The 16,852-nt window shown below is 61.2% G+C and carries 12 protein-coding genes; 3 read left to right on the top strand and 9 right to left on the bottom strand.

The annotated features are described in order from the left end of the window. Window positions 1–27: 27 nt before the first annotated feature. Both ACRQ1B_RS05280 and ACRQ1B_RS05275 read right to left on the bottom strand, forming a co-directional pair. Window positions 28–573, bottom strand: a complete 546-nt coding sequence (locus ACRQ1B_RS05280; protein ID WP_432292604.1) for a hypothetical protein — start codon at window positions 571–573, stop codon at window positions 28–30. Between the two features lie 216 nt (window positions 574–789). Further along, a complete protein-coding gene (locus ACRQ1B_RS05275; RefSeq protein ID WP_432292603.1) occupies window positions 790–1,386 on the bottom strand; it encodes a TetR/AcrR family transcriptional regulator in 597 nt (198 codons plus the stop codon). A gap of 156 nt (window positions 1,387–1,542) precedes the next feature. Here ACRQ1B_RS05275 and ACRQ1B_RS05270 point away from each other — a divergent pair, with 156 nt between their 5' ends. Continuing rightward, on the top strand, window positions 1,543–1,932 hold the full coding sequence (locus ACRQ1B_RS05270) for a RidA family protein (RefSeq protein WP_432292602.1): 390 nt from the start codon (window positions 1,543–1,545) through the stop codon (window positions 1,930–1,932). Window positions 1,933–1,987: 55 nt separating this feature from the next. Here ACRQ1B_RS05270 and ACRQ1B_RS05265 read toward each other — a convergent pair whose 3' ends face one another. The 4 genes from ACRQ1B_RS05265 to ACRQ1B_RS05250 form a co-directional block, all read right to left on the bottom strand. Beyond that, a complete protein-coding gene (locus ACRQ1B_RS05265) occupies window positions 1,988–2,374 on the bottom strand; it encodes a response regulator (RefSeq protein ID WP_432292601.1) in 387 nt (128 codons plus the stop codon). 2 nt (window positions 2,375–2,376) lie between these two features. After that, on the bottom strand, window positions 2,377–4,371 hold the full coding sequence (locus ACRQ1B_RS05260) for a GAF domain-containing protein (RefSeq protein WP_432292600.1): 1,995 nt from the start codon (window positions 4,369–4,371) through the stop codon (window positions 2,377–2,379). A gap of 92 nt (window positions 4,372–4,463) precedes the next feature. Next, window positions 4,464–7,640: an efflux RND transporter permease subunit gene (locus ACRQ1B_RS05255; RefSeq protein ID WP_432292599.1), complete on the bottom strand. Its 3,177-nt coding sequence runs from the start codon at window positions 7,638–7,640 to the stop codon at window positions 4,464–4,466. Then, window positions 7,637–8,815, bottom strand: a complete 1,179-nt coding sequence (locus tag ACRQ1B_RS05250; protein WP_432292598.1) for an efflux RND transporter periplasmic adaptor subunit — start codon at window positions 8,813–8,815, stop codon at window positions 7,637–7,639. The genes ACRQ1B_RS05255 and ACRQ1B_RS05250 overlap by 4 nt, the downstream gene beginning before the upstream one ends. Window positions 8,816–9,109: 294 nt before the next feature. Between ACRQ1B_RS05250 and ACRQ1B_RS05245 the strand changes: the two genes are divergently transcribed. Further along, window positions 9,110–11,641 carry an ATP-dependent helicase gene (locus ACRQ1B_RS05245; protein WP_432292597.1) on the top strand — a complete coding sequence of 844 codons (2,532 nt, stop codon included), beginning with the start codon at window positions 9,110–9,112 and terminating at the stop codon, window positions 11,639–11,641. 21 nt (window positions 11,642–11,662) lie between these two features. Then, entirely contained in the window at window positions 11,663–12,433 is a 771-nt protein-coding gene (locus ACRQ1B_RS05240; protein ID WP_432292596.1) for a metallophosphoesterase, read from the top strand. A 7-nt stretch (window positions 12,434–12,440) separates the two neighbouring features. On the opposite strand, the gene ACRQ1B_RS05235 is transcribed toward ACRQ1B_RS05240, so the two are convergent. The 3 genes from ACRQ1B_RS05235 to ACRQ1B_RS05225 form a co-directional block, all read right to left on the bottom strand. Next, window positions 12,441–13,562: an alpha/beta hydrolase gene (locus ACRQ1B_RS05235; RefSeq protein WP_432292595.1), complete on the bottom strand. Its 1,122-nt coding sequence runs from the start codon at window positions 13,560–13,562 to the stop codon at window positions 12,441–12,443. Window positions 13,563–13,765: 203 nt separating this feature from the next. Continuing rightward, a complete protein-coding gene (locus ACRQ1B_RS05230) occupies window positions 13,766–15,175 on the bottom strand; it encodes a DUF2778 domain-containing protein (RefSeq protein ID WP_432292594.1) in 1,410 nt (469 codons plus the stop codon). A 281-nt stretch (window positions 15,176–15,456) separates the two neighbouring features. After that, the gene (locus tag ACRQ1B_RS05225) at window positions 15,457–16,677 is read right to left on the bottom strand and encodes a YeeE/YedE family protein (RefSeq protein ID WP_432292593.1); all 1,221 of its coding nucleotides are present in this window, start codon (window positions 16,675–16,677) and stop codon (window positions 15,457–15,459) included. Window positions 16,678–16,852 lie beyond the last annotated feature (175 nt).

The following is a 16,852-nucleotide window of genomic DNA, read 5'->3' as shown; positions in this document are numbered from 1 at the left end:
CGGTTCTGAAGCGCCCGAAAAGGGCGATCAGAATTTCGCGGCGGTTTCGCCATGATCGCCAAGCCTTTTGCGCGTGACACCGATTTCGGCCAGCGCCTTGGCGGTTTCACGTGAGGTTCCGCCTATCCAGCGCTTCACAACCGCGCTGGTATTGACGCCGCGGGACTTGAGTTCCTTCAATATCTGCTCGGCATAGTCGATCGGCGTCTGGTAGTGGCCGCTCATGTTGGTGATCAGGCCGGGTCGGCCACTGCGCACAACCCATGACCCGGCAGCGGCCACTTCGCGTCCGGCAAGAAAGCTGCTGTGATGCTGCACGAGCTGTTTGTCGCCGGAATAGATCACGCCATCCCCCGTCATCACGAAGATGAAGGTATCGTTGCTGCTGGAGGTCGTGTCGAAAGGATGCAGTCCCACACCGGTATTCTGGACCAGAAGACCGGCCTTGACCTGGATGAGATAAGGAGAACGATCGCGAGACAGCATGTAATGCGTTCCCGCACCATTCACATGGTCATTGATGTCCTTGTTGAAACCGCCCGAAACCAGCATTCCGACTGTTTTATATTTCATGGCATTATTCTCCGGTGATAAAATTACTTATTATCTCAGCATGATAATTCTCTCGCCGCGAGCGGACCGCGATGGCGGCCGTTCTCCCGGTCACACCGGTGATCATTGGAATGGAATGCGGCCACAAAACGACAATCAGTCACGATTTCCCGCATCATCCGTCTTCGCGCGAATCCGTCCGCGGCGCAGGGCATGCGTGGCGTCGATGATGAGCCATCAGGCCGGCGGCTTTGCCAAAAACCCTTCCGCCATCAGCCGGAATGCCTTGATCGCCTTGGGCAGCACCGTCTTCGGATCATCACTGGCCGCCACCCAGAGCGCCGCATTGAGGGCTGCGCCACAGAGCAGCCGGCCGGCGGCTTCGGTATCGCAAGGTTTTAATCGGCCCGCCTCGTTCAGTTTTCGCACCGCCTGCATGGTTTCCTGAAGGCAGCTGTTCTGGCTGGGCCATTGCGACGGATCACCAAGGACGGCAGGGCCATCGAGCAGCACGATCCGCTGCACCTCCGGAACAAGCGCCATCTCGATATAGGCGGCCGCCTGCATTTGCAGCCCTTCCCACAGATCGTCACATTGCGCCCCGATCGCTTCGGCGCGCGCCGCCATCTCGCCATCGATCTGGTGAACGACAGCAGCAAGCAGACCGCGCTTGTCGCCGAAATTGGAATAAAGCGCACCGCGCGTGAGGCCCGCATCGGCCGTCAAATCATCCATCGAGGCCGCGGAAAACCCCTTTTCGGCAAAGGCCTTCCGCGCCGCTGCAATCAGCTTTGTGCGGTTTTCTTCCATGGTTTCTGCACGTGTTCTTGCCATTGCGGACCTCAGAGTTCACATACGATTCGTATTTGAATTTGACATACGCAACGTATGCCACTACTTATAGATACGCGCCGTATATCAAAACACCAACGCATCGTGAAGCCGGATACGGCAGAAGCGGCGCGATAAAATCCAGGAAAGGAAAATGTCATGAGCAAACGCGAAGCAATTTTTCCGGAGGGCCGACATGCCCTTTATGAGGAACACGGATATTCCGCAGCCGTGCGCTCCGGTGAACTGCTGTTCGTTTCCGGACAGGTGGGCAGCCGGACCGACGGCACGCCGGAGCCCGATTTCGAACAGCAGGTCAGACTTGCCTTCAGCAACCTGATTGCGGTGCTGAAAGCCGCAGGCGCGACCTTGGATGACGTGATCGACGTCACGACCTTCCACACCGATCCAAAAGCACAGTTCGATTCCGTGCTGAAGGTGAAAGGGGAGTTTTTCGGAAAAGCGCCCTACCCGGCCTGGACGGCGGTCGGCATCAACTGGCTGTCAGGTTTCGATTTCGAAATCAAGGTGATCGCCCGCATTCCGTAAGCGGCCGAAACGCTGATACAGTCCGGCCGCCTATCATGCGGCCGGATGCTCCATGTCAATGGCTGACGCCCGCCATCGATTGCAGCGTGCGTGTCACCTGTGCGTGGTCATAGGGTTTGGAAAAGAACTTTCCGCCCACCGGAAGCTCGACTTCGCTGACATGGACGTGCCCGGAGGTCAGGATGATCTTGATCGGTGGCCAGCGATCGCGCACGGCAGCGGCCAACAGAAGGCCATCCATGCTGCCGGGCATATCGATATCCGTGAAGATGACACGGATATCGCTGCGACATTCGAGGATTTTGATCGCCTCGTCCGCATTGGCAGCCTCCAGCGCCTCGAAACCGGCGTCCTCGACCAGATCCACCGCCATGATGCGCAGGAGTGGTTCGTCTTCCACGACAAGGATCGTGGTTTTCGCGAACATCGTTGATTGGCCCATTATCAGCCTGCTTCCTGCAAATGCGAGAGTGATGCCGTCATGACTACCATGATTCCCGGCTTGTCATAACGGATCTCGACGCCGCCGGTTCCCAGCAGCCCCATACGGATGAGACGCGAACCGAAACCCCGGCGCGTCGGCTCGACAACCGGCGGTCCGCCGGTTTCTTGCCATGTGAAGGTCAACTGAAGATTGTCTGCTGCCCCGCTGGTCTCCCAACTCGCGATAACGTTTCCTGTTCCATTCGACAGAGCACCATATTTCGCTGCATTGGTGGCAAGTTCGTGCAGCAACAACATGACCGACTGCGTCGCCTTCGGCCCCAGGAACACGCTGGGGCCGGAAATCTGGGCTCGTTCCAGCATGCCCAGCCTGTCGAGCGTGTCCGACACGAGATGCTTGATCGACGCACCCGTCCAGTTCTGGTGGATCAGCACGTCATGGGCGGAGCTGAGCGCCTGCAGGCGTTTTTCGAACGCGTCGACGGGATCCCTGTCCGGAACCGCCCGCAAGGTCTGGGTGGCGATGGCCTGCACGATCGACAGCGTGTTTTTAAGGCGGTGGCTGAGTTCCCGATTGAGAATGTCCTGGTCCTGCTCGGCAAGAAGACGGCCGATACCGGCCTGCAGGCGATCACCGACGCTGCGGACAAAATCGATTTCGCGCTGTTTCCAGTCATGGGGTTCGTTGTAATGTACGAAAACGACAAGATTGAACTGGCCCTTGTCGAAGATCGGCACATTGACCAGCACGCGGATACCGATATCCAGCAGCGCCTGGGAATGCTCGCGGGTGCGCGGATCGGTGGTGACATCGCCGATCAGCACGGTTTCGCCGCGAAGGAGATCCTCGATGAAACTGCCATAATCGCGGAAATGATGCAGGCCTTCCAGCGTGCCGATACCGGGGGCGCGCCAATCGCGATGCATCAGCACCGTTTCGGCAACCGGATCGACCAAGCCGAATCCGGCGCGTGTCGCACCGAGCGCCCGCGCCATCAGCTCGGCGGCATCGAAAGCGGCCTGCTGCACATCCTCCATGTCGCGCAGCACGTCACCAAGCTCGATCATCGCCTGCATGCGGGCCTGTGCGCCCCGCTGTTCGGTAATGTCCTGCAATGTGCCGACCATACGCACCGGGCGCCCGTCCGCGTCGTAATGAAAAGAGGCGCGCCGCGAAATCCAGCGAATGCCCTCTTTCGGGGTGCGGATGCGGTATTCGGCTTCAAGAAGCGCGGTGCCATCACTGCGGGTCTTGTCGGCAGACGGCAGGTGGCGGTCTTCGGCAAGAATAAAATCGTAGATGACATTGGCCGGATATTCGTCCTGCACGGGCAGGCGGAAGATGCGGCAGCCCTCGGCGGAAATCTTCATGCGGCCGGTGCCGACATCGATATCGAAGGTGCCGATACCGCCCGCCTCCTGCGCGGCGATGCTGCTGGCAGCAATTGCCCGCACCTCGGAACTGATACGCTTCTGGCGGCGAAAGAGGTCGTCCTTGCGGCTTGAATTGCGACGCATTTCGAGAAGCACGACAACCTGTCGGGCCAATGCCGACAACGATTTCTTCTGCGTCAGGCTGAGGCCTTCCGGCCGTATTTCGGTATCGATCACGCAGAGCGTGCCGATGGTGACACCATCCGGCGAGATCAACGGTGCCCCGGCGTAAAAGCGGATATGCGGCGGTTCGGTAACGAGGCGGTTTTCGGAGGTCCGCGGATCCGCCGTCAGATCCGGGATGACCAGCAGACCAGTGCTTTGCAGCGCATGGGCGCACACCGATTGACTGATGGGCGTTTCGGGCAAATCGAAACCAATACGCGCCTTGAACCATTGCCGCTCGGTTTCCAGCAGGCTGACCAAGGCCACCGGCGTATGGCAAAGCTCGGAGGCGAGCAGGACGATATCGTCGAACTCCGGCTCCGGCGGCGTATCCATGATGTCGTAAAGGGCAAGCGCTTCCAGCCGTCTGGTGTCGTCGTCCCGCTCAGATGTCACCGTAGTCTCTAACCCTCTTACGTACGTCCCCGCACCGCCAACATGGCGCAAATTGCTAAAAAAGCAATATCAAGAAGACCGTACACACTGCATTACTCGGCGGCCTGGAGCGGACGCTCCTTTGGCGCATTGGCGGCACGGCCATGGGCTAGCGCCAGCTCGTCATGCAGGCGCTGTGCTTCCTGCGCATGCGGCTTGCCGAAGCGGGCGAGCAGCAGATAGGCGACCGGGGTGATGTAGAGCGTCACCAGCGTTGCCATGCCGAGGCCACCGACGATGACCCAGCCGAGCGCGATACGGGCTTCCGCCCCTGCCCCTTGCGCCAGAACCAGCGGCACACCGCCGAGAACGGCCGCGATCATCGTCATCATCACCGGACGCAGACGGATGCTGCAGGCCTTTTCGATCGCCTCGCGGCAGGAGGCACCGGCATCGCGCAGATGGTTGGCGAACTCGACGATGAGAATACCGTTCTTGGCCATGACGCCGATGAGGAGCACGAGGCCGATCTGGCTGTAGACGTTGAGGCTCGATCCCGTCAGCACCAGCGCGAAGACGGCGCAGGCGAGACCCAGCGGCACGGTCGACATGATGATGATCGACGACAGCACGCTTTCGAACTGGGCTGCCAGAACCAGGAAGATGATGGCGATGGCGAAACCGAAAGTGAGCGCCATGCCGGCGGAATTTTCCTGAAGCGTCGCCGCTTCCGCAAGCGGGATGAGACGCGAGCCCGACGGCATCAGCGGTTCGGCCAGCTGCGTTGCCACCTGCACGGCCTGACCGAGCGATACGCCGTCCTTGAGGCCCGCCGAGAAGGACACAGCGGCCAGCTGCTGTTCGCGGCGAAGCGTCGGCGATACCGCGCGTTCCTCGAGCGTTGCGACCGTGGACATCGGCACCATGCGGCCGTCCTTGGTTTTCAGAAAAATGTTTTCGAGATCGGTCGGGTCATCCAGCGGCCGTGTGGTCGACTTCAGCTTGACCGGGATCGCCTCGCCATCCACGAAAACGTCAACGACCGACTTGCCTTCCAGCAGCGACTGGATGGAGGTACCAAGCGCCTTGATATCGATGCCGAGATCGGAAGCGCGCTCGCGATTGACGGTAACGAAGATCTGCGCCTGGTTCGGCTCGTCGTTGAGACGCGGCGTATCGAAGAGATTGGTTTCCCGCAGCGCTTCGATCAGCTTCTGCGCCGAGGCGGTCAGCGCTTCGTGATTGGTGCCGACCAGCGCCATCTGCAGGCCGTTGCCGGCGCCGCGAATACGAAGGCTGTTCTGCTGGATGGCATTGCCGCGCAGCGCCGGCACGGTGGAAACGGCGGCGTTGATATCCTTGACGATTTCCGCCTGGGTGCGGGACCGCTCACTCCAGGGCGCCAGCGTCAGCACCATGAACCCGCTGTTCGATGCACCACCCTGACCGGAAATGGAAAAGATGTTCTGGATCTCGCCGCTGTCACGCAAAGGCTGCAGCTTTTCCTCGATCAGTTGCAGCTTGTCGCGCGTGTATTCCAGGCTGACACCTTCCGGTGCGGTGGCGCGCAGCATGACCATGGCGCGGTCTTCCTGCGGCGTCAGTTCGCTGTGAACCTTGCCGAACATCGTATAGGCGACGCCTGCAATCAGCAGGCCGACAACGATGACCGCGAGCGGCGCATTGAGGCAGGCGCCAAGGCTGCGCGTATAAAGCCCGCCGAGGAAACTGCCGAAACGGCCGAGTGCGCCATGATCTTCGCGCATCGGCTTGGTGAGCATACGCGAGGCCATCATCGGGCAGAGCGTCAGAGCCGTGATCGACGACAGGCCGACGGCGAAAGCCAGCACGAAACCGAACTCGCGAAAAAGGCCGCCCATCTGGCCCGGCAGGAAAGACAGCGGAATGAAGACGGCGGCAAGCGTGGCCGTTGTTGCCAGAACGGCGAAAAACACTTCCTGCGTACCGAGAACGGCAGCGGCGCGCGGCCCCATGCCTTCGGCGCGCCGTCGCACGATGTTTTCGAGAACGACGATCGCGTCATCCACCACCAGACCTGTCGCAAGAACGATGGCGAGCAGCGTCAGGATGTTGATGGAGAACCCGACCATGTAGATCGCCACCAGCGTGCCGATCAAGGCCACCGGAATGGTGAGTGCCGGGATCAGTGTCGCCTTCCAGTCGCGCAGGAAGAGATAGATGACCACGACCACGATCAGGCTGGAAAGGCCGAGCGCGATCTCGACCTCGTGCAGTGCGCCCTCGATGAACACGGCATCATCGCTGGTAATGGCGATGCGCGTGCCTTCCGGCAGGTTGGGCTGCAGGGCAGCGACGGCCTTCTTGACGCCTTCGGAAATGCTGAGCGTGTTCGATTGCGCCTGACGCAGCACGCCGAGACCGACACCGGGCACGCTGTTAGAGCGGAGCGCCGTGGTGCCATCGTCAGGGCCGAGCATCACAGTCGCCACGTCGCGGATGCGGACATTGTCGCCGATCAGGACGTTTTCAAAATCCTCCGGCTTGGTGAGATTGGCTGTGGCGCGGACGATGATATCCTGCGTGGAGGATTCGAGCGAACCCGCCGGCACGTCAAGGGCAGCGGTGGACAGCGCGTTGGAGAGATCGGCGATCGTCAGACCACGGCCGGCAAGTGCTTCCTGATCGACATCGACGCGAAAAACCTTTTCCTGATCGCCGTAAAGTTCGACATCGGCGACACCATCGACGGCGGCCAGACGGTCGGAAATCTCGTTTTCGACCAGGAGCGTCAGATCTTCCATCGACAGCGTCGTGGAGGTGACGGCAAGGCGCATGATCGGCTGGCTGTCACTGTCGGCCTTGATGATGCGCGGTTCGTCGGCATCCTCCGGCAGCTGATTGGTGACGCGGCCGAGCGCATCGCGCACATCGTTGGCGGCGACGGCAAGGTCGGCCGTATCGCTGAATTCCAGCGTGACGCGGCTTTGACCGAAATCGGAAATCGACGAGATAGTTTTCAGACCGCTGACGCGGGCGACAGCACCCTCGATGACGTCGGTGACTTCCTGGTCCATCGTCTGGGCGGACGCGCCGTCATAGGTGGTGCGCACGCTGATGACCGGCTGATCGACATCCGGCAGTTCACGCACTTCGATGCCGACGAGTGCCGCGAGACCGGCAACAACCAGCAGCGTGTTCAGGACCGCGGCCAGAACCGGGCGACGCACGAAGAGTGCGGTGAAGGTTTTCTGGCTGTCGGCGCTTTTGTCCTGGCCGGACCTGTTTTCCGTTTCGTCACTCACGCTCATCGGCTGGCGACCTCCGGCGGCTTTTCACCGGCAATGCGGACAGTGCCGTTTTCGCGAACACGCTGCAGGCCTTCGGTGGCGACGAGATCGCCTTCCTTGATATCACCCGCGACGAGAATGGCGTCGGGATTGCGCTGGATGATGCGCACGCGGGCTTTCACCGACTTTTTGTCGACGATCTGCCAGACGAAGGAACCCTTGCTGTCCCACTGCACGGCAAGCGGATCGACCGTGGCATAGGTCTCGCCCGGAAAACGCATGGTGACGCCAAAGGACATGCCGGCGCGCAAAAGGTCTTCCTCGTTTTCGACCTTGGCGCGAATACGAATGGTGCGGCTGGCCGGATCGACACGGTTGTCGACCGCCTCGACCGAACCTTCGAAGACGCGGCCCGGACGCGAAGCCGAGGTCGCCTGAACCGGCATGCCGACATTGACCTGCACGGCGAACCGTTCCGGCGCCCAGAAATCCACCAGCAGCTGCTGGCGGTTATCGACCTGCACGACATTGCTGGATGTGGTGACGTTGTCGCCGATATTGACCACGACGATGCCGACAATGCCATCAATGGGGGCGACGACGGAGCGGCGCTTCAAGGCCAGTTCGGCGTTTGTCAGCGCCAGTTGCGCTGTTTCCTTGGCGATCTGCGCATCGAGAACATCGAGACGGGAGAAGCTTTTTACCGCCGAATAGCTCTCGGCCTTTTCGGTGGCGCTGCGCAGCAGGACTTTTGCCTGATCGCGCAGGATGATCTGCTCGTCGTCGTCGAGCTGGGCGAGAACCTGCCCCTTCTTGACGACGTCGCCGGATTTCACATGGATTTCGTTGATCGTGCCGGCTGCCTGCGGCATGACGATGACCGACTGGATGGCCTCGCCGCTACCGATGGCCGACAGCTGGTCGTTGACGATGCCCTTGCCGACCGGGCGGGTGGCGACAAGAACCGCCTGCTGACCACCGCCACCGGCACGCGCTGTTGCAGCCGCCGTGGCACCTCCGGAGGACGCTTCGGCCGAGACCGGCTCGGTCGCTGCCGGATTGATCGCCGCGACCACGCTTTCAGGAACCCCCATGGACACCAGTGTGCGGCCGGCATCTGCCGACAGCCAGACCCACAGACAGAGGCCCGCAAGCAACACTGCCACCGAGGTCAGGAGCTGGTTTCCGATCCGCATGCATTTCTCCGGCATTCAACTTGAGTGGGTGAAGTATCTCCGTTTCAGCCTGTTTACGCAATGCTTGGCGGGGTACCTTACCGATTTGTAACCTCGCGTAATTTCACGCATATGTCAGATGCTGAAGCTTTGTTCAGATGCGATCATTTGCTGTGCATGTTGCCTGCCATCAGGCTGCCTGTTTCCGCCTTTACTGTGGCGGCTCCCGAAAAAGTCCACAGGCGACATGTGCAAATGGAATGAAACCAGAACATCTTTTCTGGCCTTTCGGTTCCGAATCACTACATTGGCCCCATGAGTAACAGTTTCGACGATATCCCGTTCTTCGACGAAGAGCCGGAACCCCGCCGCCCGCAGAGCCGCGGCAGCAACGCCCCTGTACCGGCCGCCGGTCAGGCAGCACCTCCGGCTGGCGGTGGGCTCGGCATTGCCGCCCGCGCCATGGCGGCGCGCGACCAGAACCGACCGAGCCTCGACTACCTCTCCGGCCTCAACCCGGAACAGCGCGAGGCTGTGGAAACGACCGATGGCCCGGTTCTCGTTCTCGCCGGCGCCGGTACCGGCAAAACCCGTGTGCTGACCACCCGCATCGCCCATATTCTTGAGACCGGAAAGGCATGGCCGAGCCAGATCCTTGCCGTGACCTTTACCAACAAGGCAGCGCGCGAGATGAAGGAGCGCATCGGCGTTCTCGTCGGCGGCGCTGTCGAGGGCATGCCGTGGCTCGGCACCTTTCACTCGATCGGCGTGAAACTGCTGCGCCGTCATGCGGAGCTGGTGGGCCTGCGCTCCGACTTCACCATTCTGGACACCGACGACGTGGTGCGGTTGATCAAGCAGCTGATTCAGGCCGAAGGTCTGGACGACAAGCGCTGGCCGGCAAAACAGTTCGCCGGCATGATCGACGGCTGGAAAAACAAGGGGCTGCTGCCGCCGGACATTCCGGAAGGCGATGCCCGCGCCTTCGCCAACGGCAAGGGCCGCGAGCTTTACGCTGCCTATCAGGCGCGCCTGCGCACGCTCAACGCCTGCGATTTCGGCGATCTGCTGCTGCATCCGATCGCGTTGTTCCGCAAGGCGCCGGATCTGCTGAAAGAGTATCACGAGCGCTTTCGTTACATTCTCGTCGATGAGTATCAGGACACCAACACCGCCCAATATATGTGGCTGCGTCTTCTCGCTCAGCGCCCCAAGGGCGTGCCGCAAAATGTCTGCTGCGTTGGTGATGACGACCAGTCGATCTATGGCTGGCGCGGTGCCGAGGTGGACAACATCCTCCGCTTCGAAAAGGACTTTTTGGGCGCCAAGGTGATCAAGCTGGAGCGTAATTATCGTTCCACCGAGCATATTCTCGGCGCTGCCGGTCATCTGATAGCCCACAATGAAGGGCGGCTCGGCAAAACCCTGTTCACCGACCGCAGCGATCCCGACGACCAGAAGGTTCAGGTGCATGCCGCCTGGGATTCGGAAGAAGAAGCCCGCGCCGTCGGCGAGGAAATCGAGCGGCTGCAGCGTGGCGACAGCACGGACGGCAAGAAACATGCGCTGAACGACATGGCGATCCTCGTTCGCGCCTCGTTCCAGATGCGCGAATTCGAAGACCGTTTTGTCACGCTTGGCCTCAATTACCGCGTCATCGGCGGTCCGCGCTTCTACGAGCGTCTCGAAGTGCGCGATGCGATGGCCTATTTCCGCCTCGTCTGCCAGCCGGCAGACGATCTTGCCTTCGAGCGTATCGTCAACACGCCGAAACGCGGCCTTGGCGACACCACCATCCGCAATCTGCATGACTATGCCCGCGCCCGCGACATTCCGATGCTGGCCGCCGCTTCGGACATGATCGAAACGGACGAGCTGAAGCCGAAGGCGCGCAAGGCGCTGTTCGACGTCATCCAGAGTTTCAAGAACTGGCAGGAGCGGCTCGAAACCATGCCGCATACCGAGCTGGCCGAGCAGATTCTGGAAGAGTCGGGCTATACCGACATGTGGAAGAACGACAAATCGGCGGAAGCGCCGGGGCGTCTGGAAAACCTCAAGGAACTGGTCCGTTCGATGGAGCAGTTCGAGAGCATGCGCGGTTTCCTCGAGCACGTGTCGCTGGTCATGGACGCCGAGACCAACGAAAACCTAGATGCCGTGTCGATCATGACCCTGCATTCGGCAAAGGGTCTGGAATTCGACACCGTCTTCCTGCCCGGCTGGGAAGAAGGCCTGTTTCCGCACCAGCGCGCGCTGGATGAAGGCGGCCGCTCGGGGCTGGAGGAAGAACGCCGCCTCGCCTATGTCGGCCTGACGCGCGCCAAACACCGCTGCCATCTGTGGTTTGTCTCCAACCGGCGCATCCATGGCCTCTGGCAATCGACCATGCCGTCGCGCTTCCTCGACGAACTGCCGCCCGCGCATGTCGATGTCGCCGAACCTTCGGATTCGAGTTACGGCGGTTATGGCGGACGTGGCGGGTATGGCCAGTCACGTTTCGACAAAGCCGAACCGTTCGCCAATTCCTATTCGACCCCCGGCTGGAAACGCGCGCAGGCGAACAAGACCGACGCCACCCGCGACAACTGGGGTTCGCGCTCCGGCCACGCGGTGGAACGTATCGGTTACGGCGAAAGCGGGCCGCGCGGCCGCACGATTGACGGCGAACTGGTGGCGAAATCGGTTTCTTCCACGCCATCCAAATTTTTCGTCGGCGACAGGGTTTTCCATATCAAATTCGGCAATGGCAATGTCTCGGCCGTGGAAGGCAACAAGCTGACGATCGAGTTCGACCGCGCCGGCGAAAAACGCGTGCTCGACGGTTTTGTGGAACGCGCCGGCACCTGAGCGAGCGAAGAAAGGTCGGGCATGCGCATCTGGATCATGTCCGACCTGCATCTTGAATTTATCGCCCTGCCCCTGCCGCTGCACATCCCGCAGGCGGATGTCTGTGTCGTGGCCGGCGATGTTCTGACCAAGGGCGTGGTGCCGAGCCTTCAATGGCTGGCAGAGAACATTGCCAGCCATATGCCTGTCGTGTTCGTGGCCGGCAATCATGAGTTTTACGACGCCGCCTTCAATGACGGCATTCTGGCCGGCAAGGCATTTGCGGCCGGTATCGCCAACCTGCATTTTCTGGATGGCGAAACGGTCGGAATAGACGGTGTGCGGTTTGCAGGCGGCACGTTGTGGACGGATTTCGATCTGAACGGCTGGCAGGAAAGCGCCATGGCCGAAGCCAGAAGCCGCATGAACGATTATAAAAAAATCATGTATTCGAAAAAGCCGTTCCGAAAATTCCTGCCTTTCCAGAGCGTCCACAAACACCGCAACGACCGCGACGCCATCGAATCTGCTCTGCCTGCGGAAAGGCGTGGCCCGCTTGTCGTCGTCACCCACCACGCACCGAGTGAACGGTCGCTACCGACCGCCGAACGCGGCACGCTGATCGCCGCCGCCTATGCCTCGAACATGACCGGCATGATCGAGGCTGGCGGGCCGGACCTGTGGATCCATGGCCATATACACCACCGCAGCGATTACATGATCGGCCAAACCCGTGTGTTTGCCAATCCACGCGGTTATCCCGGACAGGACGCATTCGAGAATTTTGACCCGGCGCTGGTGGTGGAAGTGTGATCTCCCCTCACCGCACACCTTGCCTGCGCAGAAAGCTGTCGACGTCTTCGGTATAAATTCCCGGCGTCCCGAGCCTTGCGTTGACATCCTCATGGCGCAGCGCCACCGGCAGAACCTGCGCCTTGCCGCCGGCCTTTTGTGCAAAGGCGCGTGCCTGGTCGCAGGAAACCCGGCGCAGGGTCGAGCAGACCAGCAGGATCGGCGGCAATGTCTGGCCGTCCCTCAACTGAGCCGCGGGCGAGGCTTTTGCCCAATAGGAAGGGTCCTTGCCGAAGGCGCGGTCGTAAAGGCGGGCATGGTCGCCGCGCATGATCGAGGTCACATCGAGTGCTGCGCTATCGAGCGCAATGGTGGCGAGCCACGGTTTCAGTTTCGCCTTTCGCGCCAGATCGGAATCGGTGGTGACCAGCATGGCGACATGGGCGCCGGAAGAATGTCCCATCAGAACGATCTTCTGCGGATCGCCGCCCCAGGAGGCCGCCTTCTGCTGCACGAAGGCCAATGCGGATGCCACATCCTCGGCCTGCGACAGCGGGTCGGCATTGGGCAAGAGCCTGGTTTCGACGGAAACGAACAGGACACCTTTCGGCAGCCAGTGCGACACCTTGTTGTCGATGACATTGGAGGCCGATTTCGAGCCGAGCGCCCAGGCACCGCCATGCACCATGACGATGACAGGCGCATCTTTCACAGGCTTGTCGGGCCGGTAGAGATCGAGCCGCTGCTGCGGCGCCGTTCCATAAGCAACATCATGCTGGACGCGCGCGCCTCCCGGCAGTGCCGTCACATCGCTTGGACGGCCGCCACGCCGGCGATCGGCGCGAAAGTCATCGAGAGCAGCGCCACACGCCGGCGACAGCGATTGAGCCCGCTCCCGCAAACACGCAACGATCGCGCCGCCGCCCGGCCGCACACCGCGGCAATACTGGCGATAATCGGCCCGGCAGGTGGAGCCGAAGGCAAACGGACTTTCCGCCTGCGCGGTGGCAGCGCCTGCAAAGGAGAGGACCGCCGTGACGGCAAGCAGAACTGCTGCCAGACGATGGCCAACGGACTTGAAGAGAAAGCACTGTTTGAAAAAGAAACGTCGGCAGGTGGCAGCGCTTCCGGGAGACGGCAGGCATGGCATCGGCAAAACACTCCGGTCACAATCATCTCGCATGGCTATGCGGCATGGCAGTTTCACCGGATCATCGCGACCGCAGAGGGCAATCGTCAAGCGTGCTGTTGATGCTGTTGATGCTGTTACAAACACGAAACAATCATCTGGCCGCCAATACAGAAACGCCGCCCTCTGGAGGCGGCGTTTTCATCAAAACAGGCGAGAGAAGATCAGGCGTCGTTGCCGCGCTTGAACAGATCCACCAGCGTCTTGCCGGAGGAACCGCCGCGACCGGGACGTTTGCCGTCCCATTCGTCGACGATGACCATATGGGTGATTTCGCCACGACGGAAAGCCGCAAGGAACTTGTCATATTGAGCGAAGGCGACACAGCCATGGCTGTCACCACGGGTGCGCAACAGGTAGCTGTGAGCGAGAAGACCGGTGCGGTTCTTCGGATGCTTGCCGTCGACCGAGGTCAGGCGGATGGCGGCAACGCCGTGGAACAGCGATTCGCGCATGGACAGCTTGTAAGTGCCGGCCGGCGTCGGTCCCTTCATCTTCACATGCGTCATGTTCGGGTCATCACGCAGCTTGCCGATGCCGGAATGGGCTTCGAGCTTTGTGCCATTGGGCATGTGAACGGTGGCATTGGTGATATCGTAGATCGCCACCTTGGTGCCGATTCCGGGCCAGTTCGGCGCGGACCGCGACGGCGCAGACGGTGCCGTCTGGCGCATCGGGTTGTCCGGCTTGGCGTAGGCAAGAACGGTTTCGGGCTTTTCGTCACGCGCCGGCTTCTGCGGCGAAACGCGGGCGATCGCATCGAGGCCATTGCGTGCGGTGCCGTTTTCGGCAGGTTTGGCAGCAGCAACGACCTTCGCGGCCTCCGGGCGGCCGAACGGCATCGGGCCGTTTTTCGGCAACGCTTCGGCCAGCGCCAGTTCGGTCGGCTCGTCAGCGCCATCCGCGTCGGCGGACGCCACCTCGATCTCGACCGGTTCGATATCCTTCAGTTCGGCAACCCTGGTGGCGGGCGTCACGTCCTGGAAGACGTCCGGCATCTCGCCGCGCGGCGCGACTGCCACGACATTTTCCATGGCGGGCATCAAGGCATTGCGGATCGCCGCAGCGTCGGGACGTGACGACATCAGCGCCGCAAACTGGCGCTCGTCCTCTGCGGCTTTCGCTTTTGCGTTTGCCTTGGCAATCGCCGCATCGAGACCGCTGCGAACGGCATCGTCAGCCGGCCGCAACGCCGCCATGACGGACGCCTCCGCGCCATCGAGGCGGGCAGACTTCGGATCGACAGAGGTCGGGATGCGCGAGAACTTGGAAACGTTGATCAGGCGCTGCGGATCGGCCTGTGCCGCGAGCAGATGGCTTTGTTCGACCGGCACCGGAGAGGCGACGCGCATCGAAAGGACGGTCTGAAATTTCGGCTGCGGCGTAAGGTTCGTGGTTCCGGCCATCTTGCCGACGGACAGCACGGCAGCCCCCACCCAGACGCCGCCAAGCAGCGTTGCGCCGAGAATGACCGTACCGAGAAATGCTGCTTTCGATTTACGCTTGACCGGCTGGGCTTTGCGGCCCGACTGGCGCTCATAGGGATTTTCGAAATTGTCTATCGTCAGCGCCATACTGGTTACCCGAACATTCTACGCAAACCGGGGGCGCTACCGAACGCCGCGCCACCGAAATCAGGCAAAAGACCAAGTGCAAGGCTTGCAGGCCCCGCACCGTCGATCACCGGTTGACGAAGAGAATGCCGAATTATGGTAACCAAAATGTTTATGCCGCCCCTGATTTCGATCCCCGACCAGTATTCGACCGCGCTAATACAATCGATTCCAGACAGAAATTTAGCCAAAATGCGGCGCTGGAGCGGCAAACATGATGAATGAGCCGCTCCCCGGACCCATCAACCGTCTATCCGCCGAACGCTCATGCGCTCCATGAAGAACCATGGGCGCAGACGCACGCCGATGACATTGCCCGCGAAGGCTGCCACGGCCCAAAGGTAACCGTGAAGACTTCCGGATGCAATGCCCGAAAAATAGGCGCCGATATTGCAGCCATATGCAATGCGTGCACCGTACCCGAGCAGAAGGCCACCAGCGACGGCGGCGAGCACCGAGCGCAGCGGAATGTCGAGGCTGGGCGCGAATTTTCCGGCCAGCGCCGCCGCCAGCATGGCGCCGGCGATGATGCCGAAATCCATCACCGAGGTGACATCGGCAAACACGCTTTCCGCCAGCGCCTTGGCATTGCCCGGCTGCTGCCAGTGCGGCCACGAAGCGACATCGATGCCGATCAGCTGAGCGCCCTTGGCACCCCAGAGCGCAAAGGCGGAGGTGACACCCCATGGACGGCCGGCAATGGCAAGCGTCGCGAAATTGAGAATGACAAGAGCGATCGCACCAAAGACCAGCGGCCACGGGCCGCGCAGGTAGCGGGCAAAACCATGACGCGGCGAAGGCGGCGCCTGTTCGAGCGCGCCATTGCGCCGCTTTTCGACGACAATGGTGATCGCCGCGATCGCGCCAAAGATGGCGAGCGACAGGGCAATACCGCCTGCAGCGCCAAAAGTCTGGAACAGCGCAGTCGGCGGCAGCGATGGTAGCGACGCCCACCAGCCGGTATGCATGGTGCCGATCAGCGAACCGACGATGAAGAAGAACAGCGTGACCAGCATACGGGCATTGCCGCCACCGGCCGTGAATAGCGTGCCGGAAGCGCAACCGCCGCCAAGCTGCATGCCGACGCCGAACATGAAGGCGCCGGCAATGACACCGATGCCGGCGGGCGAAATATTGCCGCGCACTTCATTGCCGAACAGCGTGCCGCTGGCAAGGAAAGGGAAGAACAGGATGACCGCAAGTGCAAGCAGGATCATCTGCACGCGCAGGCCGCGCCCCCTGCCCTCGGCGATAAAGACGCGCCAGGCGGAGGTAAAACCAAAAGCGGCATGATAAAGCGAGATGCCGAGCGCGCCGCCAATAAGGAAAAGCGCGCCTTGGGCCGGACCATAAAAGGCGCCAAGCGCCAGCGTGCCGGCGACGAGAACAAGAAGAGCACCCAGACCCGGAGCGCCAAAAGGCAGGCTCGCGCGCGGATCAGCGGTCGAAACGGATACAGACATGAAAAACTCCTGAAGTTGCCCCGGTTATAGGGGCCGTCGCTGGCGCATGCGAGGTACGGTTTTCGCTCCAGAAGCAGTCAGGGAGATTCATGTGCCGGAAATCGCCGGATCGGCGATAGAAAAATATCACCAATACCGTTCCATGAGGAATGGATGCGCTTGTCGGGCGTTAGGG

It is taken from the genome of Endobacterium panacihumi, from assembly GCF_050847465.1.
Classification (GTDB): domain Bacteria; phylum Pseudomonadota; class Alphaproteobacteria; order Rhizobiales; family Rhizobiaceae; genus Neorhizobium; species Neorhizobium panacihumi.
This window is presented reverse-complemented; position numbering and strand designations above follow the sequence as displayed.

What these genes read in the sequence shown, in the direction of transcription:
- ACRQ1B_RS05275 (WP_432292603.1), bottom strand. Translation starts at nt 1,386, where the DNA reads ATGGCAAGAACACGTGCAGAAACCATGGAAGAAAACCGCACAAAGCTG.
- ACRQ1B_RS05245 (WP_432292597.1), top strand. Translation starts at nt 9,110, where the DNA reads ATGAGTAACAGTTTCGACGATATCCCGTTCTTCGACGAAGAGCCGGAA.
- ACRQ1B_RS05230 (WP_432292594.1), bottom strand. Translation starts at nt 15,175, where the DNA reads ATGGCGCTGACGATAGACAATTTCGAAAATCCCTATGAGCGCCAGTCG.
- ACRQ1B_RS05265 (WP_432292601.1), bottom strand. Translation starts at nt 2,374, where the DNA reads ATGGGCCAATCAACGATGTTCGCGAAAACCACGATCCTTGTCGTGGAA.
- ACRQ1B_RS05240 (WP_432292596.1), top strand. Translation starts at nt 11,663, where the DNA reads ATGCGCATCTGGATCATGTCCGACCTGCATCTTGAATTTATCGCCCTG.
- ACRQ1B_RS05255 (WP_432292599.1), bottom strand. Translation starts at nt 7,640, where the DNA reads ATGAGCGTGAGTGACGAAACGGAAAACAGGTCCGGCCAGGACAAAAGC.
- ACRQ1B_RS05225 (WP_432292593.1), bottom strand. Translation starts at nt 16,677, where the DNA reads ATGTCTGTATCCGTTTCGACCGCTGATCCGCGCGCGAGCCTGCCTTTT.
- ACRQ1B_RS05235 (WP_432292595.1), bottom strand. Translation starts at nt 13,562, where the DNA reads ATGCCATGCCTGCCGTCTCCCGGAAGCGCTGCCACCTGCCGACGTTTC.
- ACRQ1B_RS05280 (WP_432292604.1), bottom strand. Translation starts at nt 573, where the DNA reads ATGAAATATAAAACAGTCGGAATGCTGGTTTCGGGCGGTTTCAACAAG.
- ACRQ1B_RS05250 (WP_432292598.1), bottom strand. Translation starts at nt 8,815, where the DNA reads ATGCGGATCGGAAACCAGCTCCTGACCTCGGTGGCAGTGTTGCTTGCG.
- ACRQ1B_RS05270 (WP_432292602.1), top strand. Translation starts at nt 1,543, where the DNA reads ATGAGCAAACGCGAAGCAATTTTTCCGGAGGGCCGACATGCCCTTTAT.